Source organism: Xanthomonas sp. BRIP62415, from assembly GCF_003993515.1.
GTDB classification, from domain to species: Bacteria; Pseudomonadota; Gammaproteobacteria; order Xanthomonadales; family Xanthomonadaceae; genus Xanthomonas; species Xanthomonas euroxanthea.
This window is the reverse complement of the sequence record NZ_QEZH01000028.1, coordinates 274,664-300,689: the sequence shown is the minus strand read 5'-3', so window position 1 is coordinate 300,689 and position 26,026 is coordinate 274,664. Positions and strand designations below refer to the sequence as shown.

Below are 26,026 nucleotides of genomic sequence, written 5' to 3'. Positions count from 1 at the left end.
GGCTCTCCCGCATGGCCCGGATCATCGCCATTGCCAACCAGAAAGGCGGCGTCGGCAAGACCACGACCGCGGTCAATCTGGCGGCCGGCCTGGCGCGCGCGCCCAAGCGTGTGTTGCTGGTGGATCTGGACTCGCAGGGCAACGCCACCATGGGCAGCGGCATCGACAAGCGCGATGTGGCTGCCTCGACGTGCGACCTGTTGCTGGGCGAAAACACCGCCGCCGAGATCCGGGTCACCGCGCCGGAAGGCTTCGACCTGCTGCCGGGCAACATCGACCTGACCGCTGCCGAGATCCAGCTGATGGATCAGGGCGAGCGCGAACAGCGGCTCAAGCGCGCACTGGCACCGATCCGCGACGAGTACGACTTCATCCTGATCGACTGCCCGCCGGCGTTGTCGCTGCTGACGCTCAATGCCTTGACCGCGGCCGACTCGATCATCGTGCCGATGCAGTGCGAGTACTACGCACTGGAAGGACTGACCGCGCTGCTGGAAACCATCGAGGCCTTGCGCGCCAACCTCAATCCGGCACTGGAAATCGAAGGCGTGCTGCGCACGATGTTCGACATCCGCAACAACCTGGCCAACGCGGTGTCGGCCGAGCTGACCGAGCATTTCGGCGACAAGGTATTCCGCACCATCGTGCCGCGCAACGTGCGCCTGGCCGAGGCGCCCAGCCATGGCCAGAGCATCGTCGGTTACGACCGCACCTCGCGCGGTGGCGTGGCCTACCTGGGGCTGGCCAGCGAAATCCTGCGCCGCCAGAACGACCGCAACAAGGCCTACCGGCCCGTGGAGACCGTCTGATGAACAAGCCGATCCCCGCAAAGAAGCGTGGCCTGGGCCGTGGCCTGGAAGCGCTGTTGGGACCGAAGGGCGCGGCCGCCGCGGCGGCGCCGAGTGCGGCCAGCGAGGAAGCGTTGCAGCCGGGCGATAGCCTGCGCCAGTTGCCGGTCAGCCAGCTGCAGCCGGGCAAGTACCAGCCGCGCAAGGAGATGGACGAGGTCAAGCTGGCCGAGCTGGCGGAGTCGATCAAGGCGCAGGGGGTGATCCAGCCGATCGTGGCGCGCGAGCTGGCGCCGGGGCAGTTCGAGATCGTGGCCGGCGAACGCCGCTGGCGCGCCTCGCAGCTGGCCGGGCTGAGCGAGGTCCCGGTGGTGGTGCGCGAGCTGGACGACCGCACCGTCATCGCGATGGCGCTGATTGAGAACATCCAGCGCGAAGACCTCAACCCGCTGGAAGAAGCGCAGGCGCTGCAGCGCTTGATCGACGAATTTTCGCTGACCCACGCCGAGGCCGCCGGCGCGGTGGGCCGCTCGCGTGCGTCGGTGTCCAACCTGCTGCGGCTGCTGGAATTGCCGGTGGCCATCCGCGTGCTGCTGGAAACCCGCCGTCTGGAAATGGGCCATGCGCGTGCGCTGCTCACCCTGGCGCCGGAGCTGGCCAGCAAGCTGGCGCAGGAAGCGGCCGACCAGGGTTGGTCGGTGCGTGAGGTCGAACACCGTGCGCAGCAGTTCGCCGCCGGCAAGGTGCCCGGCGCGTTGCGCAAGGGCAAGCCGGCCGCTGCCGCGCCGCAGGCCGATATCGCCTCGCTGGAGACCGAACTGTCCGAATCGCTGGGCACCAAGGTGGTGTTCAACCACGGCCGCGGCGGCAAGGGCAAGCTGGTGATCCACTACACCGACCTGGACACGCTGGACGGCGTGCTCGAACGCCTGCGCGTGCAGCGCAGCTGAGTTCTCTGCGGACCCACCAGGAGCAGTCCCGGCAATGAATCCCGTCAAGGTCGATCGCAAGCACCTGCTGCATCTGACCGACCTGCCGAACGTGGGGCCGGCCTGCGAAAAGGATCTGCAGCGGATCGGCATCCGCGTTGCCGCGCAATTGCGCGGTCGCGATGCCTACGACATGTATGCGCAGCTGTGCCTGTGTACCGGCGTGCTGCACGACCCCTGCGTGATCGACGTGTTCCTGTCGATCACGCGCTTCATGCAGGGCGAGGCGCCGCAGCCGTGGTGGGCGTTCAGCGCCGAACGCAAGGCAACGCTGGCCAGCCAGGCACCGCTCCGGCTGGGGTGAGTGCGCGCACGCGGTCAGGCGCTGCCATCAACAGGAGCAACCCATGAGCACTGAACACGACCAGATCAGCCCGGGCGGCAGCACGATGATGCTGCACGCGCAGGAAAAGCAGTTCGCGCCCGCACACGGCGGTGACTGCATCGAGCGGATCAGCGCACATATCGAGCGGCATCTGGGACCAATCTCGGGCGTTCTGCACGAGATCATCTCCGATGCCGTGCATCTGGACGTGCATGTGGTGCCCGCCACCGAGGACGTCCCCTACCTGCGGCTGGTGACCTCGGGCATGAGCGACCTGCCGATGACGCTGCCCGAAGGGGTGGAAGCGCCGCAGTACATGGAGCTGATGCTGAGCCTGCCCGCCGATTGGCCGCTGGACCAGCGCGACTTCGAAGACCCGCGCCACTACTGGCCGATCCGCCTGCTCAAGACCCTGGCCCGGCTGCCGCACACGTTCGAGACCTGGCTGGGCTTCGGCCACACCATCCCCAATGGCCATCCGGCCGAACCCTACGCACCCGGCGTGCGCTTCGATGGCGCCATCGTGCTGCCGCCGGTGAGCACGCCCGAGGAATTTGCGCGCCTGGTCATCGATGCCGACAAGACCATCGTGTTCATGACGGTGGTGCCGCTGTACCCGGAGGAGATGGCACTGAAACTGAAGGACGGCAGCGACGCGTTGCTGGATCGCTTCGATGCCAGGGGGATTGGGGACATCATTGCGCTTGATCGCGTCAACGTCGCCAAAAAGCGCTTTGGGCTGTTCTGAGCCCGCTTGCCGCTCGCCTGCCTTCGACATCTCCAGGACCATTGCAATGACCATTCTCGTCACCGGCGCCGCCGGTTTCATCGGGGCCTACACCTGCCGCGCGCTGGCTGCGCGCGGTGAGTCGGTGGTGGGCCTGGACAACTACAACAGCTATTACGACCCGCAGCTCAAGCGCGACCGGGTGGCGGCGTTGTGCCCGGGCATGGACATCCGCACGCTGGACCTGACCGACCGCGATGGCTTGGCCGCGTTGTTCGAGCAGGTCCGGCCCACGCGCGTGGTGCATCTGGCCGCGCAGGCCGGGGTGCGTTACTCGCTGGAAAACCCCTCCGCCTACGTCGACAGCAACCTGGTCGGCTTCGTCAACATGCTAGAGCTGTGCCGGCACCGAGGCGTGCAGCACCTGGTGTATGCGTCGAGCAGTTCGGTCTACGGCGATTCGGCCACCCCGCCGTTTTCCGAGGACCAGCGCGTGGACCAGCCGCGCTCGCTGTATGCGGCGACCAAGGCCGCCAACGAGCTGATGGGCTATACGTATGCGCAGCTGTACGGCCTGCGTGCGACCGGCCTGCGGTTTTTCACCGTGTACGGGCCATGGGGCCGGCCGGACATGGCGCCGTTGATCTTCAGCCGCGCGGTGCTGGCGGGGCGGCCGATCGAGGTGTTCAACCACGGCAGGATGCAGCGCGATTTCACCTTCGTCGACGACATCGTGGCCGGCGTGCTGGGCGCGCTGGACACGCCCAGCAGCGAGCCGGTGCCGCACCGGGTGTTCAACCTGGGCAACCACACCCCGGTGGAACTGGAATACTTCATCGACGTGATCGCCCAGGCCGCCGGCCGGCCGGCCGAGAAGGTCTACCGGCCGATGCAGCCGGGCGACATGATCCGCACCATGGCCGATACGCAGCGCGCGCAGGCCGCCTTCGGCTTCGAGCCGGCCACTCCGGTCGAGCGCGGCTTGCCACAGGTGGTGGAGTGGTGCCGCCATTATTTCGGCGAGCGCGCCTAGCCGGCACCTGCCACCGCGGCGCAGCCGCAATGATGGTGGTAGCGGTCAGCGGCCAGGCGATAGCACATCGCCGCGAGTCCGCCCTTAGCGAGGCGCGCATCTGCAGGACGGCGCGCCGGACGTTGAGCTTTCGCGCCCCACCCTGCACCATCCAGGCGCGGCGCGCAGCGCCTTGCCGACCACGCAGCCGGCGCTTTGGGGCATGCATACACGCTACAGTCCGCTTTGCGCGCGCTCCACCGCACACAACGCGCGCGTGCTTCATGCCTGACTCAGACAGTCAGGGCACAATGCGCGATCTTTTCGCTCAGCCTTCATCTGGCCACCACGAATCCATGAGCCACCCTCAGATTTCCGTTGTCGTCCCGGTGTTCAACGAGCGCGATAACGTCGCCGCGCTGGTCGGTGAGATCGTCGCCGCCTTGCGCGGGTTGGTGGCGTTCGAGATCGTCTATGTCGACGACCACTCGCGCGATGACACGCTGGCGGTGCTGCAAGGCCTGAAGACCACCACGCCGGAGCTGCGGGTGCTGCATCACGTGACCCAGAGCGGCCAGAGCACGGCGGTGCGCAATGGCGTCAAGGCCGCCCGTGCGAGCTGGATCGCCACGCTCGATGGCGACGGCCAGAACGATCCGGCCGACATTCCCAAGCTGCTGACCGCGCGCGCCAGCGCCGATGCGCAGGTGAAGCTGTTCGCCGGCTGGCGGGTCAACCGCCAGGATTCGGGGTCCAAGCGCTGGGCCAGCAAGTGGGCCAACGCGATCCGCTCGCGCATGCTGCACGACAACACGCCCGATACCGGCTGCGGCATCAAGCTGTTCGAGCGCGAGGCGTTCCTGGACCTGCCCTACTTCGATCATATGCACCGCTATCTGCCGGCATTGATGCAGCGCGCCGGCTGGCGCACGGTGAGCGTGCCGGTGCACCACCGCCATCGCACCGCCGGCGTGTCCAAGTACAACAATCTCAATCGCGCGCTGGTCGGCATCCGCGACCTGCGCGGCGTGGCCTGGCTGATCACCCGCAGCAGGCGCACCGTGGTGCAGGAGCGCTGATTGATGGAACTGCATTGGCTGGACCAGCCACTGACCTGGCTGTACTGGACCGGGCTGCATGTCACCGGCTGGAAGCTGATCGGCTATGTGGGCGCACTGATGTTCGGCGGCCGCTGGCTGGTGCAGTTTGTCGCTTCCAAGCGCGCCGGCAAGCCGGTGATCCCGCGCATGTTCTGGTACATGAGCGTGGTCGGCAGCCTGATGACGCTGAGCTACTTCGTGTTCTCGGCCAAGCAGGATTCGGTGGGCGTGCTGCAGAACCTGTTCCCGGCGTTCACCGCGTTCTACAGCCTGTATCTGGATGTGAAGCATCGCGGGTGGAAGCGCGACCGGGCGGTGCATTGAGCGGGGAATCGGGAATCGGGATTGGGGAATCGCGGTTCGCGGGTGCTGTGACCGGTTGCTGGTGATTGGTGCGCCAGGTCTCCAGGCTTTTGAGGTGGTGCCGGTGGCGCAACTGAGCTGGTGCAGCAGGCTGCATCGGCTCTGCCTTGTGGTGGATAACGCCAGGCGTGCGATATCCGACAGTCAATGGGTTTCTTCGTACACCGCGATGCGCTGGTGACCGACCGGAGATGAGGCGCGCCGCCGATGCCGCGGCTGTTTGCTCATCGGCATGCTGTGCGCATGTCCAGTGCGCTTCTCCATCGTTCCTTGTCCGGGTCGGCGCCGATTGCGGCGCACTGGCATTTGCGGCTGCATACGCATCAGCAGGTGCCGTTGTTTGCCGACTGGCGCTGCGCGCGGGCCGCGGCGGCGAGCCTGGCGGCGGCCGGTCACTGGCAGGGCGCGCAGTTGCTGTGCTGGGTGCTGCTGCCCGATTGCTGGTGTGCGCTGCTGCAGGCACCGGGCAAGGCTGCGCTGCTGCACATGGCTGCCGTTGCGCGGCAGGTCGCCGCCGGGGCGGTCAATCGCGCACGTGGCCGCGGCGGGACGGTGTGGCAGCCGCAGATGCAGGCGTCGGCGCTTGCCCCGCATGACGACCATCGACAGTTCGCGCGCGCGCTGGTGGCGTTGCCGTTACGGGCAGGGCTGGCCGCGCAGATCGGCGGGTATCCGTACTGGGATGCGGTCTGGCTGCTGCACGACCACGCTGCGCACGGCGCCGGGACTGCAGTGCCGGTTGATGGTCCACGCATGCCGGGTCCGGGAGACAGGTGACCGTGATCGCGCGCGTCCGTCCGGCGCGGGCCAGACAGACTGTTGCGCGTCTTCGCCGGTCAGCATTGCGGGATCTGTGCGAGCGACGTCCGCCCGATCAACGTTGACGTCGAGCGCCGTCTGTTCGGGCGACGTCTGACGTCGGTCGCCTACGTCGGTCAAGGCGGGCTGCGCGCTACGGTGATCGCCGACATCTGCCAGCGCCGAGCACGGTGTGATCGGCCACTACAAGCGGGTTGCGGCGCCGCGACCCGCCCTGCCGGCATGCCGGCAGGGCGGGCGCCCGTGACGCACCGGTCGGTCAAAAGTCCAGTGGATGGTCCGGCAGCAGGGCCTGCAACTGGCTGCGGAACAGCCCGCGAATCCGCTCCAATGCGGCCTCGGTGTCGGCCTCGAACCGCAGCACCAGGATCGGCGTGGTGTTGGAGGCACGCACCAGGCCCCAGCCGTCGGCGAAGTCCGCGCGCAGTCCGTCGATCGTCGACAGCCGCGCCGATTCGAACGGCGATTCCTCGCCGGCCTGGGCACGCTCGACGAAACGCGCGACCAGTGCATGCGCATCACCGTCCACCGGCACCTTGATTTCCGGCGTGGACACGCTTTCGGGCAAGGCCTCCAGCACCTCCGACGGGGTCTGCTCACGCTGGGCCAGGATTTCCAGCAGGCGTGCGGCCGCATAGATGCCGTCGTCGAAGCCGTACCAGCGCTCTTTGAAGAAAAAGTGCCCGCTCATCTCGCCGGCCAGTTCGGCGTCGGTCTCGCGCATCTTGGCCTTGATCAGCGAGTGCCCGGTCTTCCACATCAGCGGGCTGCCGCCATTGCGCAGCACGTGGTCGGACAGCTTTCCGGTGCACTTGACGTCGTAGATCACCAACGCGCCGGGATTGCGCTGCAGCACGTCGGCGGCGAACAGCATCAGCAGACGGTCCGGGAACACCATAGTGCCTTGCTTGGTGACCACGCCCAGACGATCGGCATCGCCATCGAAGGCCACGCCGATATCGGCATCGAAGCGCTGCACCATCTTCACCAGATCGTCGAGGTTATGCGGCTCGCTCGGGTCGGGGTGATGGTTGGGGAAGGTGCCGTCGATCTCGCAGTACAACGGGATGACCTCGGCACCGATGGCTTCCAGCAGGCGCGGCGCGATCTCGCCGGCCACGCCGTTGCCGGCATCCACCACGACCTTGATCGGGCGGTCCAGCTGCACGTCGTCGGCGATGCGCTGTATGTAGGCGTCGCTGATGTCGCGCTGTTCCAGCTCGCCAGGCGTTGCCGCGGTGTGCAGGCGGCCTTCGTTGATGCGCTGGTGCAGGTCGGCGATCGCCGCCCCGGACAGCGTCTCGCCACCGATGACGATCTTGAAGCCGTTGTAGTCGGGCGGATTGTGGCTGCCGGTGACCGCCACGCAGCTGCCGGCGCGCAGTTCATAGGCGCCGAAATACACCACCGGGGTGGGCGCCAGACCGACATCGATCACCTGGCAGCCGGCGCGACGCAGGCCGTCGATCAGGCCATTGGCGAGCTCCGGGCCCGACAGCCGCCCATCGCGGCCGACCACCACCTCGCGCAGGCCCTGCGCCTGCATCACGCTGCCGATGGCCTGGCCGATCAAGGCGGCGACGCCCGGATTGAGGTCCTTGCCGACCACACCGCGGATGTCGTAGGCGCGGAACATCTCGGTGGCGACCTGCACGGCCGGCACCAGCGCCGGCGGCGCGGGCGGCGCATCTGCGTCCAGCGCGCGCGCCTCGCTGGCGAGGCTGGCGTCGTGCTGCAGGCTCTGGCTGAAGGTGGGTTCGTCGGCGCTCGGCTCGCTGGCCACGCGGCGACGCGGCAAGGCGACGCGGCCACGGCTGGCCAGCACCAACAGCACGGCGATGGCGAGCAGCAGCACGGCCACGATCGCGCAGCCGACGGTGCCCAGACCCAGCGGGCCCTCATCGCGTTGCGGCACCGCGGCGGCCACGCGCATGCCGCTGTCACCCAATGGCCTGGCCAGGGTCTCGGCGGCATCGGCCAGCGCCACATCGCCTTGCTGGGCGACGTTGTAGCTGCCCTGGCGCAAGGCCAGATAGGCGCTGCCGGGCACTGCGATCGCATCCAGCGGGCCGGTCAGACGCAACAACGGCAGGCGCGCGTACGCCACCGCCGGCTGCGTGCCCAGTGTGACCGCCGCTGCCACACCCAGACGGACCTGCTTGGCGTCGCGCACCACGTGCACCTGGGCACGTTTGGCCACCAGCGCCGACTCGAGCAGGCTCAGCCGCGCGTAACCGAAGTCCTTGGGATTGTCGTAGGCGGCGGTCAGGTCGCCGGGCAGGACCTGCACGTCCTCGGCGCCCTTGAAGCGCTCGCGGATGGTCGAGGCCGCCGCCAGCGCGTCACCGTTGGCCAACGCGGCGATGACCTGCGGCTGCTTGAGCAGGGCGTCGAGCTGGCTGGCCTGCTGCGCCATGGCCTGGCTGACGTCCTGCACGGCGCGGTCGCGCGTCTGTTCCAGGTCCTGCGCAACCGCATCCTTGCGCCATTGCGTGTAGCTGCTCCAGCCGAACCAGGCAGCCAGCAGCAACAACACTCCCCCCAACACCGGACCACGCGTACGCACGCTGGACATCGACTGCCTGCGCTCGCTCGTCTTGCTCATGTGACGTCCCCCGTCAGCGCACGCCGGTGTGGCCGAATCCACCCGCTCCCCGCGCGCTTTCGACGAAAGTATCCACCACTTGCAAGCCCACGCGCACGATCGGCAGGATCACCAGCTGTGCGATGCGGTCACCCGGCTCGATGGTGAAGGCGGCGCGACCGCGATTCCAGGTGCTGATCAGCAACGGCCCCTGGTAATCGGCATCGATCAGCCCGGTGCCGTTGCCGAGCACGATGCCGTGGCGATGGCCCAGGCCCGAGCGCGGCAGGATCACCGCACCCAGCTGCGGGTCGGCCAGATGGATCGCGATGCCGCTGGGAATCAGCGCCGCATCGCCGGGCTCCAGCGTCATCGGCGCTTCCAGCGCGGCGCGCAGGTCCATGCCTGCGCTGGCGTCGGTGGCATAGGCCGGCAGCGGCCACAGGTCGCCGAAGCGCGGGTCGAGCAGCTTCACCTGCAAGGACTGGGTCGGGGTGCTCATGCCTGCAATCTCTCCGCGATCAGGGCCAACAGCTGGTCGGCCAGTTCGGTCTTGCTGCTGCTGGGGAAGGCGCGCTCGCCGCCCTGCCAGTAGGCGGTGGCGGCGTTGTTGTCGCTTTCGAAGCCGCCGCCTTCGATCCCCACCTGGTTGGCGATGATCAGGTCCAGCCGCTTGGCGGCCAGCTTGCCGCGCGCGTAATGCTCCACGTCGTGCGTCTCGGCGGCAAAACCCACCACCAGCTTCAGCGCGCCGGTCTGCGCGGCGACCTCGGCCAGGATGTCCGGGGTGCGCACCAGTTCCAGGGTCAGCGTCTCGCCGGTCTTCTTGATCTTCTGCGCGACCACCCGCTTGGGGGTGTAGTCGGCCACCGCGGCGGCGCCGATGTAGATGTCGGCCGGGAACGCGCCCAGCACCGCATCGCGCATCTGCGCAGCCGAGCGCACGTCGATCCGCCGCACGCCGGCCGGGGTGGCCTGGTGCACCGGGCCGCTGACCAGCACCACCTCGGCCCCCTGGCCGGCGGCGGCAGCGGCCAGGGCATAGCCCATCTTGCCGCTGCTGCGGTTGCCCACGTAACGCACCGGATCCAGGTCCTCGAAGGTGGGGCCGGCGCTGATCACGATGCGCAGGCCGTCCAGCTGCGCGCTGCTGGGCACGAATGCCGGCGCAGCCGCACTGCTGGAGGCCACCGGCACGGCGCTGTCGGCACCGGCACCGCCGGCCAGGGCGGCAATGATCGCCGCCGGCTCGGCCAGCCGTCCGGGTCCGGATTCGCCTTCGGCCAGCGGGCCGTCATCGGGACCGACCACGCGCACGCCGCGTGCGGACAGGGTCGCCACATTCGCCTGCGTGGCCGCGTGCAGCCACATGCGGTGGTTCATCGCCGGGGCCACGGTCAGCGGCGCGGTGGTGGCCAGGCACAGCGTGGTGACCAGATCATCGGCCAGGCCATGCGCCAGCCGCGCCAGCAGGTCGGCGGTGGCCGGGGCGACGATCACCTGATCGGCCCAGCGCGCCAGTTCGATATGTCCCATCGCCTGCTCGGCAGCGCTGTCCCACAACGTGGTGCGGGTGGGCTGCCCGGACAGCGCCTGGAAGCTGAGCGGGGTGACGAATTGTTGCGCGCCGCTGGTCATGGCGACCTGTACAAGTGCGCCGGCGTCGCGCAGGCGACGGACCAGTTCGAGCGATTTGTAAGCGGCAATGCCTCCGCCGACGCACAGCAGCAAGCGCTGTCCGTCCAGGGGGCGGGCCTGAGTGGAGCCGATCACGTCGGAGTCGTCCTACGGTTACAAGGACAACTAGATTAGCCGATGCCCCCGTCCGGCCTGATAGGCGTGAGCGATGAGCACCGGCAATCTCGCCATATGCACATTCACGACTGGCCCACCCACGAACGCCCGCGCGAGAAACTTCTGGCGCGCGGGGCGACTGCCCTGTCCGATGCCGAGCTGCTGGCGATCTTTGTCGGCTCCGGCCTGCGCGGCCAGGACGCCGTCCAGACCGGGCGCAACCTGCTGCTGCGTCACGGCCCGCTGCGCGTGCTGCTGGACCACACGGCGCCCGCGCTGGCGCGCCTGCCCGGCCTGGGTCCGGCTTCGGCCTGCAAACTCAGCGCGGGGCTGGAACTGGCACACCGCCACCTGCTGAGCGCGCTGGAACGCGGCGATGCGCTCAGCGACCCGCCCAGCGCCGGCCGCTACTTTTCGCAACGGCTGCGTCCGCGCCCCTATGAGGTGTTCGCGGTGCTGTACCTGGACACCCGCCATCACGCCATCGCCTTCGAGGAAGTGTTCACCGGCACCATCGACGGGGCCGACATCCATCCGCGCGAGGTGGTGCGGCGGGCGCTACTGCACAACGCCGCGGCGGTGATCGTCGGGCACAACCACCCGTCCGGCAATCCGGAACCGTCCGAGGCCGACCGCGCGGTCACCCGGCGTCTGCTGGGCGCATTGGAGCTGGTGGATATCCGCCTGCTGGACCACTTCGTGATCGGCGACGGCCGGCCCGTATCGCTGGCCGAGCGCGGCTGGCTGGGATGACAGCGCGACGCTGACCTGAACCATCGGCCCGACCCCGGGACGCGCGGTCGGGTAAAATCGCTGGTTTCGTTCCAAGCAGATCCCACGTGAAAGCCCAACTCCGCGCACTGATCGGCCAAGGCATCGAAGCCTTGCGCGCCAACGGCACCCTGCCTGCCGACACCCTGCCGCCGGATTTTGTGGTCGAGCGACCCAAGACGCGCGAGCACGGCGACTTCGCCACCAATGCTGCGATGCTGCTGGCCAAGCCGGCGCGCAGCAATCCGCGCGCACTGGCCCAGGCGCTGGTCGCCGCATTGCCGGCCAGCGACGACGTGGCCAAGGTCGAGATCGCCGGGCCGGGCTTCATCAATTTCCATCTCGCCCCCACCGCCTACCAGCGCGAAGTGGCGCATGTGCTCAAGCAGGGCCACGACTACGGGCGTGGGCTGGCCGGCAACGGCCGCTCGGTGGGCGTGGAATACGTCTCGGCCAACCCGACCGGCCCGCTGCATGTCGGCCATGGCCGCGCGGCGGCGATCGGCGACAGCCTGGCGCGCGTGCTCGATGCCAACGGCTGGAACGTCAAGCGCGAGTTCTACTACAACGATGCCGGCGTGCAGATCGAGAACCTGGCCTTGTCGGTGCAGGCGCGCGCGCAGGGGCTCACCCCCGACAGCGACGGCTGGCCGGAGAACGGCTACCGCGGCGACTACATCGCCGATGTGGCCAATGCCTACCTGGCCGGCGACACCGTCGACCTGGAAGGCCATCTGGTCACCGGCGGCAAGGACCCGGCCGACTTCGACGCGATCCGCCGTTTCGCCGTGGCCTACCTGCGCAACGAGCAGAACCACGACCTGGCCGCGTTCCGCGTCGATTTCGATATCTATTTCCTCGAAAGCTCGCTGTACAAGGACGGCAAGGTCGAAGAGGCCGTGCAGAAGCTGATCGCCTCCGGCCATACCTACGAGGAAGGCGGCGCGTTGTGGTTGAAGTCCACCGACTTCGGCGACGACAAGGACCGGGTGATGCGCAAGTCCGACGGCACCTACACCTACTTCGTGCCGGACGTGGCCTACCACCTGACCAAGTGGCAGCGCGGCTACGAGCGCGCGATCACCGAACTGGGCGCGGACCACCACGGCTCGCTGACGCGCGTGCGTGCCGGCCTGCAGGCGCTGGAACTGGGCATCCCGCAGGGCTGGCCGGAGTACGTGCTGCACCAGATGGTCACGGTGATGCGCGGCGGCGAGGAAGTGAAACTGTCCAAGCGTGCCGGCAGCTACGTCACCCTGCGCGACCTGATCGAGGAGACCAGCGCCGATGCGGTGCGCTGGTTCCTGATCGCGCGCAAGCCCGACTCGCAGCTCACCTTCGACATCGACCTGGCCCGCCAGCAGAGCAACGACAACCCGGTGTTCTACGTGCAGTACGCGCATGCGCGCGTGTGCAGCGTGCTGCGGCAGGCGCAGGAAAAAGGCTACAAGTACGAGCAGGCGCATGGACTGGCCGAGCTGGCGCGCCTGGACGACGAGCACTCGCTCAACGTCATGGTCGAGCTGTCGCGCTATGCGGAGGTGGTGGAAATCGCCGGCCAGGCGCTGGAGCCGTACCAGATCGCGCAATACCTGCGTGAATTGGCGCACGCCTTCCACACGTGGTATCACAACACCAAACTGCTGGTGGACGATGCCGCAGAGCGCGACGCCAAACTCACCCTCGCCGTCGCCACGCAACAGGTGCTCGCCAACGGCCTGGAACTGCTTGGCGTCAGCGCCCCAGAAAAGATGTAAGTCGGGCCGCATGGCCCGTAACGACGTGATTCGGAGAAGTGGTAGATGGCAGCACGACGCGGTAAGAGTCAGGCGCGACGCAACACCAGCAATGGCACTCCCGGTTGGGTGTGGTTGGTGGCAGGCGCTGCGATTGCGGCAGTGATCTTTCTGGCCGCGCCCAACCTGTTCAAGAAGGACGGCGACGGCTTCCTGCGCGTGGGCCCGCGGGCGAACCCCGACGCCCAGCCCGAGCCGGTGGCCGATGCCGACGTGGATACGCCGGCCGAGCTCCCCAAGCCCGCGCAACCGCCCAAACCGCAAGCCAAGCCGGGCGATGCGCAAACCCAGTACGACTTCTACACCTTGCTGCCCGGCAAGGAAGTGCAGATGTCCGATGCCGAACTGGCGGCCAGTGCGCGCGCCGAGGAAGCCGCACGTGCGCGTGCGGCTCTGGAAGGCAAGCCGGTTGCACCTGCACCGGGTGCGAGCGTGGCCGCCGCCACGCCGGCCACCAGCGTGCCGGTGCCGTTGAACGAAACGGCGGCCAGCGCGCCGAAGCCGTTGGCGGAGACCGCCCCGGCACGTCCGGCCGCCACGCCGGCGCCGGCCAGCACAGCCACGCCGGCAGCGACGGCTGCGCCGAAGCCGGCAGCGGCAGCTGCCACCGCGGCAACCCCCGCTGCAGTGACAGACAACACCCGCTACATCCTGCAGGCCGGCTCGTTCGGCGCCTCCGGCGACGCCGAATCGACCAAGGCCAAGCTGGCGATGATGGGCCTGGCCGCACGCGTGGAATCGGCCGATATCAGCGGCAAAACCGTCTACCGCGTGCGCATGGGGCCGTATGGCAGCGCCGGCGAACTGGCCGAAGCCAAGCAGAAGCTGACCGGCAGCGGCTTGCCCGCCATTGCGATCAAGGCGCAGTAGCCGCAGTGCTGCAGCGCGCCGCCGGCCTGTGGTTGTGGTGGGGACTGATCGGCGCGGCGCACGCCACCGAGCAGATTCCAGACCGTATCCGGATCGACGGGCAGGACGCGGCGCTGCTGGCCGAACCCCTGTCGCCGGTGCTGGACGACCAGGCCACCTGGCAACGTTTCGTGCCGCATGCGCGGCAGGCGCTGGGCAGTTGCAGTGCGAACTGGCGCGGTTACCGGGCCGATTGGCGCGTGGAAAACGCACAGCTGCTGCTGGATCGCGTCGTCATCGGCGCCTGTGCCACCGCTCCGCCGGCATTGCCCCTGGATGTGCTGTTTCCCGGACGAACCGCCCCGGTCGCCGCAGACTGGATCGATGGCGAGCTGGTGATTGCTTTGCCAACCGCTGCGAGCGCCGCCGACACCGCACCCACAGCCGCAGAGGCGCCGTACCTGCTGCTGCAGGTGCAACACGGCCGTGTCCTGGCGCGCGAACCGCTCAGTGAGGCCAGCCTGCGCGCGCGGCGCGCCCAGGCCAGCGCGCCCGGCCCTGCCACTGCCCCCTGATCCCTTGCCTGATCCCCCTCGTTTGCAGGAGTTATCCCCCATGTCCAAGACTGTCCTGATCACCGGTGCCACCTCCGGATTCGGCAGCGCCGCCGTGCGCCGGTTTGCCGCCGACGGCTGGAAGATCATCGCCACCGGCCGCCGCGCCGAGCGCCTGGATGCCCTGGCGGCCGACCTGCCCGCCGGCCAGGTGCATACCGCCGCGTTCGACATGCGCGATGCGCAGGCCTTGTCGGCAGCGATCGATGCAGTGCCGGCGGAGTTTGCCGACGTCGATGTGCTGGTCAACAACGCCGGGCTGGCGCTGGGCACCGCGCCCGCGCAGCAGGCCGACCTGACGCAGTGGCAGCAGATGATCGACACCAATGTCACCGCGCTGGTCACCCTCACCCACCGCCTGCTGCCGGCGTTGATCGCACGCCGTGGCGCCATCATCAACATCGCCTCGGTCGCGGCGACCTACCCCTATACCGGCGGCAACGTCTACGGCGGCACCAAGGCGTTCGTGCAGCAGTTTTCGCTGGGCCTGCGCGCGGACCTGCACGGCACCGGCGTGCGCGTGACCTCGATCGAACCGGGCATGGCCGAAACCGAATTCACCCTGGTGCGCACCGGCGGCAACCAGGCCGCCTCGGACACGCTGTACCGCGGCGCCACGCCGATGACCGCCGAGGACATCGCCGAGCAGATCTTCTACGTCGCCAGCCTGCCGGCGCACCTGAACATCAATCGGCTGGAAATCATGCCGGTCACGCAGTCGTTCGCCGGTTTCCAGGTGGCGCGCGACGCGCAGTGACGATGGCCTGCAACGCCGATGCATCTGCCGGGTCGCGATCCGATGCTGTGTCGGCCGGCGCGTGAGCACTGCGCGCCGCATCGAGGCAGCACGACAACGCCGCGCATTGCGCGGCGTTTTGCGCTGCGCGGTCAGCCGCGATCAGCGGCAGCCAGCGGCCGCACGCCTGGCCGCAGCACCCTGTCACGCAGCTGCAGGAACGGGCGCTCCACCACGTAGTGCAACAGCGCACCGCCCAGCACTGCGACCAGGCCATACACCGCAAACGCCAGCACGCCACGCCCCTCCAGCGCCGGGCCGAACCAGCCCTGGGTGAGATGGAACACGGCCTTGTGGGTCAGATACAGGCTGTAGGAAATGGCCGCCAGCCACGCCGCGCCCGGCACGCGCAAGCCGCCAAGCACACCGCTGCGGGCTGCGCCGGCGAGCACCAGCAAGGCCAGTCCCAGCGACAGCACCGGCCAGCCCACCGCATTGCCGACCAGGCCGGTGCGCTCGCGAAACAACCACATCGCCAGCGCCAGAATCGCCACGCCCGCACACAGAATGGCGTTGCCGTGCTGCTGCAGCCGTTGCCACAGCGTGGGGCGAAACACCTTCAGTACCGCCAGCACGACACCGGCCAGCAGACCGTCCAGACGGTTCCAGGTCGGGTAATAGAGGTCTTCGATGAACCAGTTGCGCTGCAGGCCGGCGCCGGCGCTGTCCAGGGCGGTGTTGTGCCACCAGATGCCGGCACGCAACGCGATGCCTGCCACCACCACCAGCACGCAGAGCACGACGAACCGCGCGGCCGAGGGCCGCCGCATCAGCAGCGTCGCCAGCAACGGAAACACCAGATAGAAATGTTCTTCCACGCAGAGCGACCAGGCGTGCGAGAACGCGGCATCACGGCCATAGTCGACCAGCAGGTTCATGGTGAAGCTGACGAACATCCACCACGGCGCCAACCCGGGGGCCTCGCGGAACTGCGGCCACGCCAAGTAGATCGCCAGCACCACCAAGAATGCCGGCAGGATGCGGAACGCGCGGCGCAGGTAGAAATCCCTGAAGTCCAGGCGTTGCCCGCGTGCCAGCGGCCTCAGCACCTGCGTGCCGATCAGGAAGCCGCTCAGCACGAAGAACAGGTCCACGCCCATCCAGCCGTAGCGCGACAACCACGCCCAGTCCGGCCCCAGACCGCCGACCACGAAGGAATGGAACAGCATCACCCAGACGATGGCGATGCCACGCAGCAGATCGAGAGCGGGATAGCGCATGCGGGCGATGCAGGGCCGAGGGAGCCCGATTGTGCCGCATCCCGCCGCTGCGGCGATGCCGGCACCGGCGTTGGCCGCGCTCGCCAGCTCGTGCCGGCAATGCAGACGCGTTCCCGACGTCTGTCAACCGTGCAGGCCTGCTGCCGTCGACCAGTTAGCGGCGACAGCAACACGCCCAGCACCCCACCGGTGCCGCACCCGGAGACCTTCGGTACCGCCAGCCGCATTGCCGCCGCCAAACCGCTGTCGATGCTGTGGCTTCCCCACGGCGTCATCCATCACGCGACAGCCTGCTGCTCGACGCGCGCTCCCTGCGCCAGCGTCACCGTCGGTTCCAGCAATCCCCATGCTTCCAGTTGGTCCACTGCCCGGCCGATTCCGTCCTCATCGCGGATGCGCTGGCCCAGCGCGCGTGCCGCCGCGCGCATGCCCGGCGCGCTGGCCTGGCCGATGGCATCGGCCAGGGTCTCCGGCTGCAATCCGGCCCGTGCAAGCGCCGGCGGCGCGACGCCGCGCTGGGCCAGGCAATGCGCCCAGAACGGCTGGTCGTAGCCGAACGGCAGCACCACCGACGGAATCCCCGCAGCCAGCGCCGCACCGGTGGTGCCGGCACCACCGTGATGCACCGCCACCGACACCCGTGGAAACAGCCAATCGTGCGGTGCCTGTTCCAGCTGGAAGAAGCGCCCGGCATCGTCGGACGCTTCTTCCCCGGCCGCCAGCCCGCCCCAGCCGCTGGCCAGCAGCGCGCGCTGACCGGTCAGACGCACCGCCGCCTTGACGGTGGCGGTGAGCTGCGCCGCATCACTGCTGATCATGCTGCCGAAACCGATGTACAGCGGCGGCGGGCCCGCCTGCAAAAATGCCTCCAGCGCGGCCGGCGGCTGCCACTGCGGCTGCGGCAACTGCCAGAAACCGCTGACCTGGGCCCGATCCGGCCAGTCCGGCGGACGTGGGCACAGATGCTCGCTGTAGCCATACACCACGCGCTGCGCACTGCGATCGGGACCGCTCCACGGATACGCCGGCAACCCCAATGCCGGGCGCACGATGCCGTTGAGCGCCGGACGCATCAGCTGCCAGCCGGCAAAGCGCACCGCATGATGCAGCGCCACACTCACCAGCCCGGGCAGACGCACGGTGGGCATCACCATCAACGGCACGTGGCGCGAGGCGGTCAGCGGCTGCAATTGCGTGAGCACCACCGGCAGCCCGTAGGCCTGGCCCAGGCTGTGCGCCAGCAGGCTCGCGCTGCCGACGCCGAGAATCAGGCCGGCATCGGCACAGGCCGCGCGACCCTGCGCGGCCCAGTCGCGTGCCCACTCCAGCAGCTGGGCGCGCAAGGTGCCCCAGATGCCGCGCCAGCCACCGCGCATCTCGGCGACATCCGGATGGCCCTGCAACAGCTTCTGGTGGTCGCCGCTGAGCGGGAAGAACTCCAGCCCGTTGGCACGGATCAGCGATTCAAAGTTGGCGCTGGTCAGCACCCGCACCGGGTAACCGCGCTCCTGCAAGCCACGCCCCAGCGCGATGATCGGGCGCACATCGCCATGCGTGCCCAGGGTGGCGATCAGCACCGGGCGGCGTCCCGCGTTGAAGGAAGACTCAGGCATATTCGGCCACCCCGTCGCTGGCGGTGGCGATGCGGCCATCACGTTGTACGGCTTTCGCAGTGGCCGCGTGCAGCAATGCACTAAGCGTGGCCGAATGCGTGGGCGACAGCATCGAATGGTGGTCGCTGTCGAGCGCATGCAGGTGCAGGTTGCGCACGTACGGACGCCAGGCCTGCGGCCGGTAATCCACCCACATCGTATCGTCGCCGCCGGAGCTCATGCGCACGCTGGCTTCGACGAACACCACATCCTGGTCCAGCGGCTTGGGGCGATGGCGCCGCGCCAGCTGCAGGTGGTGCTGGGTCATGCCGCCCATGTCGTCCAGCAATGTGGGACGTTGTTCGAGCAGCTGGCGCACCGCGGGCAGGTCGTTCAACCCGTAGTGATCGCACAGCAGGCTGGCCAGTTCGGCAACCGTGGTCGGCATCGGCTGGCCATGGGCCAGATGCAGGCCCAGCGCATGCACCGATGCACGCACGTTTTCCGATTCCGGCAGCGACGCGGCCTGCTCCAGGTGCGGGTAGCTGTCGAGCATCGCCAGCAGCTCGACTTCTTCGCCCAGCGCATGCAGTTCGGCGGTGATGGCATGGGCGATCAAGCCGCCCAGCGACCAGCCAATCAACCGGTACGGCCCCTGCGGCTGCACCGTGCGCAGCCGCGCCAGATAGTCGCGTGCAATCGCCTCGATGCTTTCCGGGCGATGCTGCGGGTCGCTCAAGCCCGGCGACTGCAGGGCATATACCGGCCACTGCGGATCGAGCTGGCCGAGCAAGGTGAGATACGACCAGCCCAGACCGACCACCGGATGGATGCAGAACAGCGGCGTCGTGCCCGGGGTGCCGGCACGCAGCGGCAACAGCACGCCGAGCGGGTCGTTCGGGGTCTGCACGTTGCGCTTGATCACCTCGGCCAGGCCGGCGATGGTCGGTGCATGGAACAGGCTGCCCAACGGCAGTTCGACACCGAACGCCTGCGGGAAGCGTGCGGCCATTTCCGCCGCGCGCAGCGAGTCGCCGCCGAGCTCGAAGAAGTTGTCTTCCACACCCACCGCCTCGATCCCCAGCACGTCCTGCAGCATCGCCGCCAGCTGGTGTTCGAGCGCGTCGCGCGGCGCCACATGCGCGCGCTGCGGCAGCGCACCCGGCGACGGCAAGGCGCGGCGATCCAGCTTGCCATTGGGTGTCAGCGGCAATGCCTTCAACGGCATCCACAAGGTGGGAATCATCGACGTCGGCAGGCGCTGCTGCAGATGCGCACGCAACAGCTCGGGCGATGGCGTTGCGCCCTGCTTGCCCACCACATACGCCAGCAACTGCAGCGCATCGTGGTCGCCATCGCGATGACCGACCACCACCGCCTGCGCCACCTGCGAATGCAGCAGCAAGGCGTTTTCGATTTCGGCCGGCTCCACGCGATGGCCGCGGATCTTCAGTTGCGCGTCGGCGCGGCCGATGAATTCCAGCATGCCGTCGCGGCGCTGACGCACGCGGTCGCCGGTGCGGTACATGTTGCTGCCGTCGTTGGCGAACGGGTCACGCACGAACCGCTCGCTGGTCAGCTGGCGCTTGCCGCGATAGCCCTTGGCCACGCCCGCACCGCCGATGTACAACTCGCCGATCGCACCGGTCGGCAGCGGTTGCCGCTGTGCATCGAGCACATAGACACGCGTATTGAGCAGCGGCCGGCCGATCGGCGGAGCGGCGGCGTCGGTCAGCTGCAACGGCATGATGGTCGACCAGATCGTGGTTTCGGTCGGCCCGTACAACTGGGTCAGGCGCCCGACCCGGCTCAGCAGCTGGGTCGCCAGTTCCGGCACCAGGGCTTCACCACCGACCAGGGCGTGGATACGGTCCAGCGCCAGATCCTGGTTGGCCAGCAGGATGCGCCACAGCGATGGGGTCGCCTGCACCACACTGATCTGCGCGTGCGCGATCAGCCGCGACAGGCTGCGCGGATCATGGGTGATGCCGGCCGGTGCGATGACCACGCGCGCGCCCACCAGCAACGGCAGATACAGCTCCAGCCCGGCGATATCGAAGGTGATGGTGGTGACTGCCATCACGCGGTCGCGTGGGCGCAATGCCAGCTCATGCTCCATCGCATGCAGGAAATTGAACAGATTGCGATGGCTGATTTCCACACCCTTGGGCGCGCCGGTCGAACCGGAGGTGTACAGCAGGTAGGCAGTCCCGTCCGGCGTGGCCAGCGGCGCGATCGCCGCCGGCAACACGGCCGGGCGCGGATCCAGCCAGACCATGCCACCGAGCAGATAGCGCTCGCACAACGCCGGCTCGCAGACCAGCGCGATGGCGCCGGAATCGTTGAGCATCTGCCGGTTGCGCGCGGCCGGGCTTTCCGGGTCCAGCGGCAGATACGCCGCCCCGCTCCACATCACCGCCAGCAGGGCCACCAGCAGGTGCTCGCTGCGCGGCAACGCGATGGCGACCACATCGCCGGGGCGGACGCCATCGGCCACCCATTGCGCGGCGATGCGCGAGGCCAGTTCGCACAGCGTGGCGTAATCCAGGGTGCGGTTGTCGTATTCCACCACCACCGCTGCCGGCATCAGCTCGGCGCGCTGCAGCATGCCGTGAAGCAACGTGGCCGGTTCCGGCAACGCTGCGGCGGTGGCGTTCCAGGTGTGCAACAGGCGGTGGCGTTCCGCATCGCCCAGCACATCGATCTGGCCCAGCGCGCACTCCGGGTCGGCCAATACCGCATCGGCCAGATGGGTCAGGCGGCGGCAATGGTCGGCCAGTTCGTCGCTGTCGTACAACGCCGGATTGGCATCCAGATCGAAGCGCAACGCGGCACCGTCGCCGCGCTCGTAGCAGAAGATGGTCAGATCATCGGCCGGGCCGTTGGAGAGGTTATGCGGCATCGCATGGGCCTGGCCAAAGCGCAGTGCGTAGTCGAAGGCTTCGATGTTCACCGCCAGGCGTGCGAACTTCTGGTCGATCCCGAACATGCCCAGATCGCGGCGCACATCCTCGAAGCGGTATTGCTGGTGGCGCAGCGCATGCCTGACCACCGAGGACACCTGCGCGAACAGGGCATGCACCGGCTGCTGCGGATCCATTTTCAGGCGCAGCGAAATCACATTGGCCACCAGGCCTGCGGTCTGCCGGTAACGCGCATTGATGCGGCCGGTCACCGGCATGGCCAGCACCAGATCCTCGGTGCCGGTGCAGCGGTAGTAATAGGCGGCGATCAGCGAAATCAGCATCTGCGGCAGGCTGGCGCCATGGTCCTTGCCCAGCGCACGCAGCCGCGCCACCTGCTGCGGCGAGAACTGCCCGGTGCCACGCAACAGCCCGGTCGACAGCTGGCTGCCCGGACGTGCCAGGGTTGCCGGCGGCGGCAGATCGGCCAGCTGCTGCATCCAGTAGCTGCGGTCGCGCTGAAAGCGATCGGAGTCGCGATACTGCTGCTCGAGTTCGATCAGCGACAGCGCGCTGCCGTATTGCGCAGGCGCCAGCTCGATGCCTTCTGCGTAGGCGTTGTACAGCACCGCCATGCGCTGCATCATGATCGAGGCGCAATAGCCATCCATCACCAGATGACTGACGCATTGCACCCACATGTGGTGATCCTCGCCCAGGCGGAATACTGCGCAATGCCATAACGGCCCGTTCTGCAGGTCTTCCGGCTTGCGGATTTCTTCATCGACCCAGTGCTCGGCCGCAGTGCGCGGGGACGGATCTTCGCTGACGTCGAAGTACGGAATCGCGGCGGTGTAGTCGGGCAGGACCACCTGGTGCGGCACGCCGTCGTGCTCGACGATGCAGAGCCGCAGCGTGTCGAATTCGCGCGTCAGCTGCATGCTGGCGCGGATCAGCAGCTGCGGATCGAGCGGGCCGACCATTTCCAGGGCTTCGGACAACATCAAGGTGTTGTCGGTGTGCAACTTGTTGGCGACCCACAGGCCGCGTTGCGCTTTGGTCAGGGGAAACACGGGAGAGGCGTCAGCGTGCATGGCGTGCATCCTTCTTGTATGGCGCGCAGTCGCCCGGTGCGCCATGCCCGCAACGCGGTCACTGGGACGCCGGATCAGCACATGGCCTTGAAAACGTGAGGTAAGAGACACCGACGACCGCCGGCGCAGGCCGGCGATACACGATGGAAACGCACAATGGGAACGCACCACGAAGCGACGTGCAGCGTCGAGACAACGACGTGCACCGGCTTTCTTTAAAGCACTTGTTTCCCGACAAGTTAAACAAACACTAACAATTAGCCAACGCGATAAACCGTGCAAAAATCACGAAATCCGCGTCGTCTGCAAAAATCATGTGCTGAAGTGTGATTTCAATTAGTGTTCCAGATGCATACGTCCACAGATGGCGTTTTCCACACGCTGTGCGCTGCGGACCAGACTGCCATGCATCACCCGGCAACGTGGCCAAGGCGTTCTTTGCCGGGAATTTGGCCTGTTTCGCAACAAGCCCGGAACCGCGCGCACCAAGACCACTGCATGCAACGGCATTGACATCAGTGCACTGCGGGCACAACCACTGCGCAGGGCACCGCACTTTTTTGGAATGCGGATTGCAACCGCAGCGTCACGCGAGGGTTATCTGACCGTCATTGCCACGCCGCGTCGGCCACGCATGCACAGCCGTGGGATGCGTGGCCAGCTCCTGGCTAGAGCAGAGGGCGTGGGGTCTCGCAGGCAGTCAATGGGTGGTACGTCGCTGGCATCGCCAAGGCGCGCAGAAACCACGGCGTCCGGCGATGGCGCCGGTTCAACACCTGAGGTACGTCACATGCCGGCCGCATCGCTGTGCTGCGGCCCACCTATCCCATGCATGGCGCGCGGAGTGACAACAAAACGGCGCGCCACGGCATCGGCCGCAGCGCGCAGTGCATCAGCCCAACGGTTCGTCGGACAGATAGGTGTAACCGGTCAACCCTGCTTCCAGTGCGTCGCTCAGTTCCTGCGCGCGCTCGGGCGATAGCTGCGCGGCGGCAATGCGCTCGGCATAGGTCGCACGCAGCGTGTCCAGCTGATACCCCACGTAGTCCAGCATCACATCGGTGGTATCGCCACGACGCTGCTGCGCGATGCGATAGCCATCGCCATCCACGGCCACTTCCACCGCATCGGTATCGCCGAACAGGTTATGGATGTCGCCGAGGATTTCCTGGTAGGCACCCACCAGGAAAAAGCCGATGCGATAGCTCTGCCCCGGGTTCAACGTGTGCAGCGGCATCGAGCTGTCCAGGCTTTCGTTCTCGACGTAGGTCTTGACCATGCCGTCGGAATCGCAGGTCATGTCGGCAATGATGCCGCGCCGCTGCGGTGCTTCGTTCAGGCGCTCGATCGGCACGATCGGAAACACCTGATCGATCGCCCACACATCCGGGATCGACTCGAACACGCTGAAGTTGACGAAGTACTTGTCCACCAGCCGCTCGTTGAGTTCGTCCAGCACCGGGCGATGGCTCTTTTCGTCGAAGCTCAGGCGTGCACGCACGCCGTGCGCGATCGCATAGAACAGGTCGTCGATACGCGCGCGGTGGGTCAGGTCGATCTGGCCCAGTGCATACGCACTCAAGCCTTCGGCGTGGAAATGCTGCGCCTCCTGGAACAGTTCCACCGCCGGGCGCACATCGAGCTCGTCGTGGATCTCGCGCAGGTGGCGGATCGCCGCCGGTTCGTCGTCGTGCGCGTCGGGCACACGGCCTTCCGGCGCCTGCTCCACTTCGGACACGTTGGCGATCAGCACCGCGTGGTGGGCGGTCATGGCGCGGCCGCATTCGGTGACGATGCGCGGCGGGGCCAGGCCGTGCTCTTCGCAGGCGCTGGCCAACGGCTGCACGATGTTGCTGGCGTAGGAATGCAGGCCGTAGTTGATCGAGCAATAGCTGCGCGAGCGCGTACCTTCGTAATCGATACCCAGACCGCCGCCGACGTCCACGTGGCTGATCCTGGCGCCCAGGCGCGACAACTCCACGAAGTAGCGCGTGGCCTCGCGCATGCCGTTGGCGATGTCGCGCACGTTGGAGATCTGCGAGCCCATGTGGAAATGCAGCAGGTTCAGGCTGTCGGCGTACTCGGTGTCGCGCAGCATCTTCCACAGGTCCAGCACCTGACGCGGCGACAGCCCGAACTTGGCCTTGTCGCCGCCGCTGTTCTGCCACTTGCCCGCGCCCAGCGAGGCCAGGCGCATGCGCACGCCCAGGCCCGGCTTGACGTCCAGCGCGCGCGCCTCTTCCAGCACCAGCTTCAGCTCGGAGGGCTTTTCGATGACGATGAAGGTCTGCAGGCCGAGCTTGCGGCCGATCAGCGCCAGGCGGATGTATTCGCGGTCCTTGTAGCCGTTGCAGACGATCAGCCCGCCCGGACGCGACAGCGCCAGCACCGCCATCAGCTCCGGCTTGCTGCCCGCTTCCAGGCCGAAGCCGTCACCGTGGTGGCTGGCCAGGGTGCCGGCCACGCCGCGATGCTGGTTGACCTTGATCGGGTACACCGCGGTGTAGCCGCCGGCGTAATCCCATTCGGACTGCGCCTGCGCGAACGCCGCCTGCAGCTTGCCCAGGCGCTGGCCCAGGATGTCGGGGAAACGCACCAGCAGCGGCAGCTTGGCGCCGGCCGCGCGCGCGGCGTCCACCACCTCGGGCAACGACACCGACGGACCGTCGCTGGTCGGCGTGACCACTACATGTCCGGCATCGTTCACGTCGAAATACCCGTCGGCCCAATGCGGGATCGAATAGGTCTTGCGGGCTTGGTCGAGGGACCAATCGCTCATTTCGCTGACTCGGCTGGGGCAAAAAGGGCGTGAAGTGTAACGCCTGGCACGCGCAGGGTCCGTTACAATCCGCGCCGACTTCACGCCCTGCTCCTGGTCGGAGCGGGGTTGGCAGGGGGTCGGGACGGCCGCCAGCAGCTTGCTTGCGCGCGGCGGCGCCCGCCCCTCATCCGGCGCTTCGCGCCACCTTCTCCCGGCGGGAGAAGCAACAGCCCCCATCTTTAAGGACTTTGCATGAGCGCCAACGACAACTGGTACATCGAACACTTCCAGCCGACCGGCTCGGCCATCGGCTTCCGCATCAGCGGCAAGCTGGACGAGGTGCAGTCCCCGTTCCAGAAGATCGAGATCTACCAGACCACCGACTGGGGCAAGCTGATGCTGATCGACGGCGCGGTGATGCTGACCAGCCGCGACAATTTCTTCTACCACGAGATGATCAGCCACCCGGCGCTGTTCACCCACGCCGCGCCCAAGCGCGTGGTGATCATCGGCGGCGGCGACTGCGGCACGCTGCGCGAGGTGCTCAAGCACCCGGGCGTGGAAAGCGCCACCCAGTGCGATATCGACGAGCAGGTCACCCGCATGTCGGAGAAGTATTTCCCCGAGCTGTGCGACTCCAACCACGACGCGCGCGCCGAGCTGTTGTTCGACGACGGCGTGGCCTACATGGCCAACTGCCCGGCCGGCAGCGTGGACATCGTGATCGTCGACTCCACCGATCCGGTCGGCCCGGCCGAAGGCCTGTTCAACAAGGCCTTCTACGAGAGCTGCTTCAAGGCACTGAAGGACGACGGCATCCTTGTGCAGCAGTCCGAGTCGCCGCTAGCGCTGCTGGAGCTGATCAAGGAAATGCGCACCGAAATGGGCAAGGCCGGCTTCCAGTCGTTCAAGACGCTGCCGTTCCCGCAGCCGTGCTACCCCACCGGCTGGTGGAGCGTGACCATGGCCAGCAAGCAGGCCAACGCCGATTTCGCCTTCCGCCAGGACGCCGCACAGGCCAAGGGCTTCGAGACGCTGTACTACACCGCGCACCTGCATACCGGCGTGCTGGTCGCACCGCCGTTCGTGGCCAAGGCGCTGGGCGAGTAAGCGTAACTGTCAGCCCGTC

At 67.7% G+C, this 26,026-nt stretch carries 21 protein-coding genes; 14 read left to right on the top strand and 7 right to left on the bottom strand.

Annotated features, from left to right (window positions below):
- Positions 1 to 11: 11 nt before the first annotated feature.
- The 8 genes from EO141_RS13990 to EO141_RS13955 all read left to right on the top strand — a co-directional run bounded on the left by EO141_RS13990 (position 12) and on the right by EO141_RS13955 (position 6,081).
- Positions 12 to 809 (top strand): AAA family ATPase, encoded by a 798-nt coding sequence (locus tag EO141_RS13990; RefSeq protein WP_104584936.1) that lies wholly within the window; start codon positions 12 to 14, stop codon positions 807 to 809.
- Positions 809 to 1,738, top strand: coding sequence for a ParB/RepB/Spo0J family partition protein (locus EO141_RS13985; RefSeq protein WP_104649987.1), 930 nt, complete (start codon positions 809 to 811; stop codon positions 1,736 to 1,738). Before EO141_RS13990 ends, EO141_RS13985 begins: the two co-directional genes overlap by 1 nt.
- 34 nt (positions 1,739 to 1,772) lie before the next feature.
- Positions 1,773 to 2,081 (top strand): helix-hairpin-helix domain-containing protein, encoded by a 309-nt coding sequence (locus EO141_RS13980; protein ID WP_104584932.1) that lies wholly within the window; start codon positions 1,773 to 1,775, stop codon positions 2,079 to 2,081.
- A gap of 43 nt (positions 2,082 to 2,124) precedes the next feature.
- Complete coding sequence (locus tag EO141_RS13975) at positions 2,125 to 2,850, top strand: suppressor of fused domain protein (protein WP_104584930.1); 726 nt, start codon at positions 2,125 to 2,127, stop codon at positions 2,848 to 2,850.
- Positions 2,851 to 2,896: 46 nt separating this feature from the next.
- Positions 2,897 to 3,862, top strand: a complete 966-nt coding sequence (locus EO141_RS13970; RefSeq protein WP_104584928.1) for an SDR family NAD(P)-dependent oxidoreductase — start codon at positions 2,897 to 2,899, stop codon at positions 3,860 to 3,862.
- 335 nt (positions 3,863 to 4,197) lie between these two features.
- Positions 4,198 to 4,920, top strand: coding sequence for a glycosyltransferase family 2 protein (locus EO141_RS13965; protein WP_126943190.1), 723 nt, complete (start codon positions 4,198 to 4,200; stop codon positions 4,918 to 4,920).
- Between the two features lie 3 nt (positions 4,921 to 4,923).
- Positions 4,924 to 5,265 carry a lipid-A-disaccharide synthase N-terminal domain-containing protein gene (locus EO141_RS13960; protein WP_039816706.1) on the top strand — a complete coding sequence of 114 codons (342 nt, stop codon included), beginning with the start codon at positions 4,924 to 4,926 and terminating at the stop codon, positions 5,263 to 5,265.
- Positions 5,266 to 5,547: 282 nt separating this feature from the next.
- Positions 5,548 to 6,081, top strand: coding sequence for a hypothetical protein (locus EO141_RS13955; RefSeq protein WP_119129982.1), 534 nt, complete (start codon positions 5,548 to 5,550; stop codon positions 6,079 to 6,081).
- A 301-nt stretch (positions 6,082 to 6,382) separates the two neighbouring features.
- Here the strand turns inward: EO141_RS13955 and EO141_RS21400 are convergent, their stop codons facing one another.
- Genes EO141_RS21400 through coaBC form a run of 3 tightly spaced genes read right to left on the bottom strand, consistent with a single transcriptional unit; the run spans position 6,383 to position 10,480 of the window.
- Positions 6,383 to 8,728 (bottom strand): phosphomannomutase/phosphoglucomutase, encoded by a 2,346-nt coding sequence (locus EO141_RS21400; RefSeq protein WP_164739215.1) that lies wholly within the window; start codon positions 8,726 to 8,728, stop codon positions 6,383 to 6,385.
- A 13-nt stretch (positions 8,729 to 8,741) separates the two neighbouring features.
- A complete protein-coding gene (gene dut, locus EO141_RS13945; RefSeq protein WP_127169487.1) occupies positions 8,742 to 9,209 on the bottom strand; it encodes a dUTP diphosphatase in 468 nt (155 codons plus the stop codon).
- Positions 9,206 to 10,480, bottom strand: a complete 1,275-nt coding sequence (coaBC, locus tag EO141_RS13940) for a bifunctional phosphopantothenoylcysteine decarboxylase/phosphopantothenate--cysteine ligase CoaBC (RefSeq protein WP_126942324.1) — start codon at positions 10,478 to 10,480, stop codon at positions 9,206 to 9,208. Before coaBC ends, dut begins: the two co-directional genes overlap by 4 nt.
- Positions 10,481 to 10,576: 96 nt before the next feature.
- Between coaBC and radC the strand changes: the two genes are divergently transcribed.
- From radC to EO141_RS13915, 5 genes are all read left to right on the top strand, one after another.
- Entirely contained in the window at positions 10,577 to 11,254 is a 678-nt protein-coding gene (gene radC, locus EO141_RS13935; RefSeq protein ID WP_104584918.1) for a DNA repair protein RadC, read from the top strand.
- An 86-nt stretch (positions 11,255 to 11,340) separates the two neighbouring features.
- On the top strand, positions 11,341 to 13,029 hold the full coding sequence (gene argS, locus EO141_RS13930; protein WP_104584916.1) for an arginine--tRNA ligase: 1,689 nt from the start codon (positions 11,341 to 11,343) through the stop codon (positions 13,027 to 13,029).
- 45 nt (positions 13,030 to 13,074) lie between these two features.
- Positions 13,075 to 13,938 (top strand): SPOR domain-containing protein, encoded by an 864-nt coding sequence (locus EO141_RS13925; protein WP_127169486.1) that lies wholly within the window; start codon positions 13,075 to 13,077, stop codon positions 13,936 to 13,938.
- Positions 13,939 to 13,943: 5 nt separating this feature from the next.
- The gene (locus tag EO141_RS13920) at positions 13,944 to 14,492 is read left to right on the top strand and encodes a hypothetical protein (RefSeq protein WP_126971526.1); all 549 of its coding nucleotides are present in this window, start codon (positions 13,944 to 13,946) and stop codon (positions 14,490 to 14,492) included.
- A 40-nt stretch (positions 14,493 to 14,532) separates the two neighbouring features.
- Entirely contained in the window at positions 14,533 to 15,288 is a 756-nt protein-coding gene (locus tag EO141_RS13915; protein WP_127169485.1) for an SDR family NAD(P)-dependent oxidoreductase, read from the top strand.
- 131 nt (positions 15,289 to 15,419) lie between these two features.
- Here the strand turns inward: EO141_RS13915 and EO141_RS13910 are convergent, their stop codons facing one another.
- The 4 genes from EO141_RS13910 to speA form a co-directional block, all read right to left on the bottom strand.
- Positions 15,420 to 16,547 (bottom strand): acyltransferase, encoded by a 1,128-nt coding sequence (locus EO141_RS13910; RefSeq protein WP_127169484.1) that lies wholly within the window; start codon positions 16,545 to 16,547, stop codon positions 15,420 to 15,422.
- Positions 16,548 to 16,825: 278 nt separating this feature from the next.
- Positions 16,826 to 18,160: a glycosyltransferase gene (locus EO141_RS13905; RefSeq protein WP_127169483.1), complete on the bottom strand. Its 1,335-nt coding sequence runs from the start codon at positions 18,158 to 18,160 to the stop codon at positions 16,826 to 16,828.
- A complete protein-coding gene (locus EO141_RS13900; RefSeq protein WP_127169482.1) occupies positions 18,153 to 22,136 on the bottom strand; it encodes a non-ribosomal peptide synthetase in 3,984 nt (1,327 codons plus the stop codon). The genes EO141_RS13905 and EO141_RS13900 overlap by 8 nt, the downstream gene beginning before the upstream one ends.
- Positions 22,137 to 23,028: 892 nt before the next feature.
- Entirely contained in the window at positions 23,029 to 24,915 is a 1,887-nt protein-coding gene (gene speA / locus EO141_RS13895) for an arginine decarboxylase (protein ID WP_127169481.1), read from the bottom strand.
- 234 nt (positions 24,916 to 25,149) lie between these two features.
- Between speA and speE the strand changes: the two genes are divergently transcribed.
- Complete coding sequence (gene speE / locus EO141_RS13890; RefSeq protein WP_024939717.1) at positions 25,150 to 26,007, top strand: polyamine aminopropyltransferase; 858 nt, start codon at positions 25,150 to 25,152, stop codon at positions 26,005 to 26,007.
- Positions 26,008 to 26,026: the final 19 nt, after the last annotated feature.

Excerpts from the sequence above, each read along its gene's own strand:
- speA (WP_127169481.1), bottom strand. The coding sequence starts at position 24,915 with ATGAGCGATTGGTCCCTCGACCAAGCCCGCAAGACCTATTCGATCCCG.
- EO141_RS13990 (WP_104584936.1), top strand. The coding sequence starts at position 12 with ATGGCCCGGATCATCGCCATTGCCAACCAGAAAGGCGGCGTCGGCAAG.
- EO141_RS13955 (WP_119129982.1), top strand. The coding sequence starts at position 5,548 with ATGTCCAGTGCGCTTCTCCATCGTTCCTTGTCCGGGTCGGCGCCGATT.
- EO141_RS13960 (WP_039816706.1), top strand. The coding sequence starts at position 4,924 with ATGGAACTGCATTGGCTGGACCAGCCACTGACCTGGCTGTACTGGACC.
- EO141_RS13905 (WP_127169483.1), bottom strand. The coding sequence starts at position 18,160 with ATGCCTGAGTCTTCCTTCAACGCGGGACGCCGCCCGGTGCTGATCGCC.
- EO141_RS13970 (WP_104584928.1), top strand. The coding sequence starts at position 2,897 with ATGACCATTCTCGTCACCGGCGCCGCCGGTTTCATCGGGGCCTACACC.
- EO141_RS21400 (WP_164739215.1), bottom strand. The coding sequence starts at position 8,728 with ATGAGCAAGACGAGCGAGCGCAGGCAGTCGATGTCCAGCGTGCGTACG.
- radC (WP_104584918.1), top strand. The coding sequence starts at position 10,577 with ATGCACATTCACGACTGGCCCACCCACGAACGCCCGCGCGAGAAACTT.
- speE (WP_024939717.1), top strand. The coding sequence starts at position 25,150 with ATGAGCGCCAACGACAACTGGTACATCGAACACTTCCAGCCGACCGGC.
- EO141_RS13915 (WP_127169485.1), top strand. The coding sequence starts at position 14,533 with ATGTCCAAGACTGTCCTGATCACCGGTGCCACCTCCGGATTCGGCAGC.
- EO141_RS13965 (WP_126943190.1), top strand. The coding sequence starts at position 4,198 with ATGAGCCACCCTCAGATTTCCGTTGTCGTCCCGGTGTTCAACGAGCGC.
- dut (WP_127169487.1), bottom strand. The coding sequence starts at position 9,209 with ATGAGCACCCCGACCCAGTCCTTGCAGGTGAAGCTGCTCGACCCGCGC.
- EO141_RS13910 (WP_127169484.1), bottom strand. The coding sequence starts at position 16,547 with ATGCGCTATCCCGCTCTCGATCTGCTGCGTGGCATCGCCATCGTCTGG.
- EO141_RS13975 (WP_104584930.1), top strand. The coding sequence starts at position 2,125 with ATGAGCACTGAACACGACCAGATCAGCCCGGGCGGCAGCACGATGATG.
- EO141_RS13985 (WP_104649987.1), top strand. The coding sequence starts at position 809 with ATGAACAAGCCGATCCCCGCAAAGAAGCGTGGCCTGGGCCGTGGCCTG.
- EO141_RS13900 (WP_127169482.1), bottom strand. The coding sequence starts at position 22,136 with ATGCACGCTGACGCCTCTCCCGTGTTTCCCCTGACCAAAGCGCAACGC.
- EO141_RS13925 (WP_127169486.1), top strand. The coding sequence starts at position 13,075 with ATGGCAGCACGACGCGGTAAGAGTCAGGCGCGACGCAACACCAGCAAT.
- EO141_RS13980 (WP_104584932.1), top strand. The coding sequence starts at position 1,773 with ATGAATCCCGTCAAGGTCGATCGCAAGCACCTGCTGCATCTGACCGAC.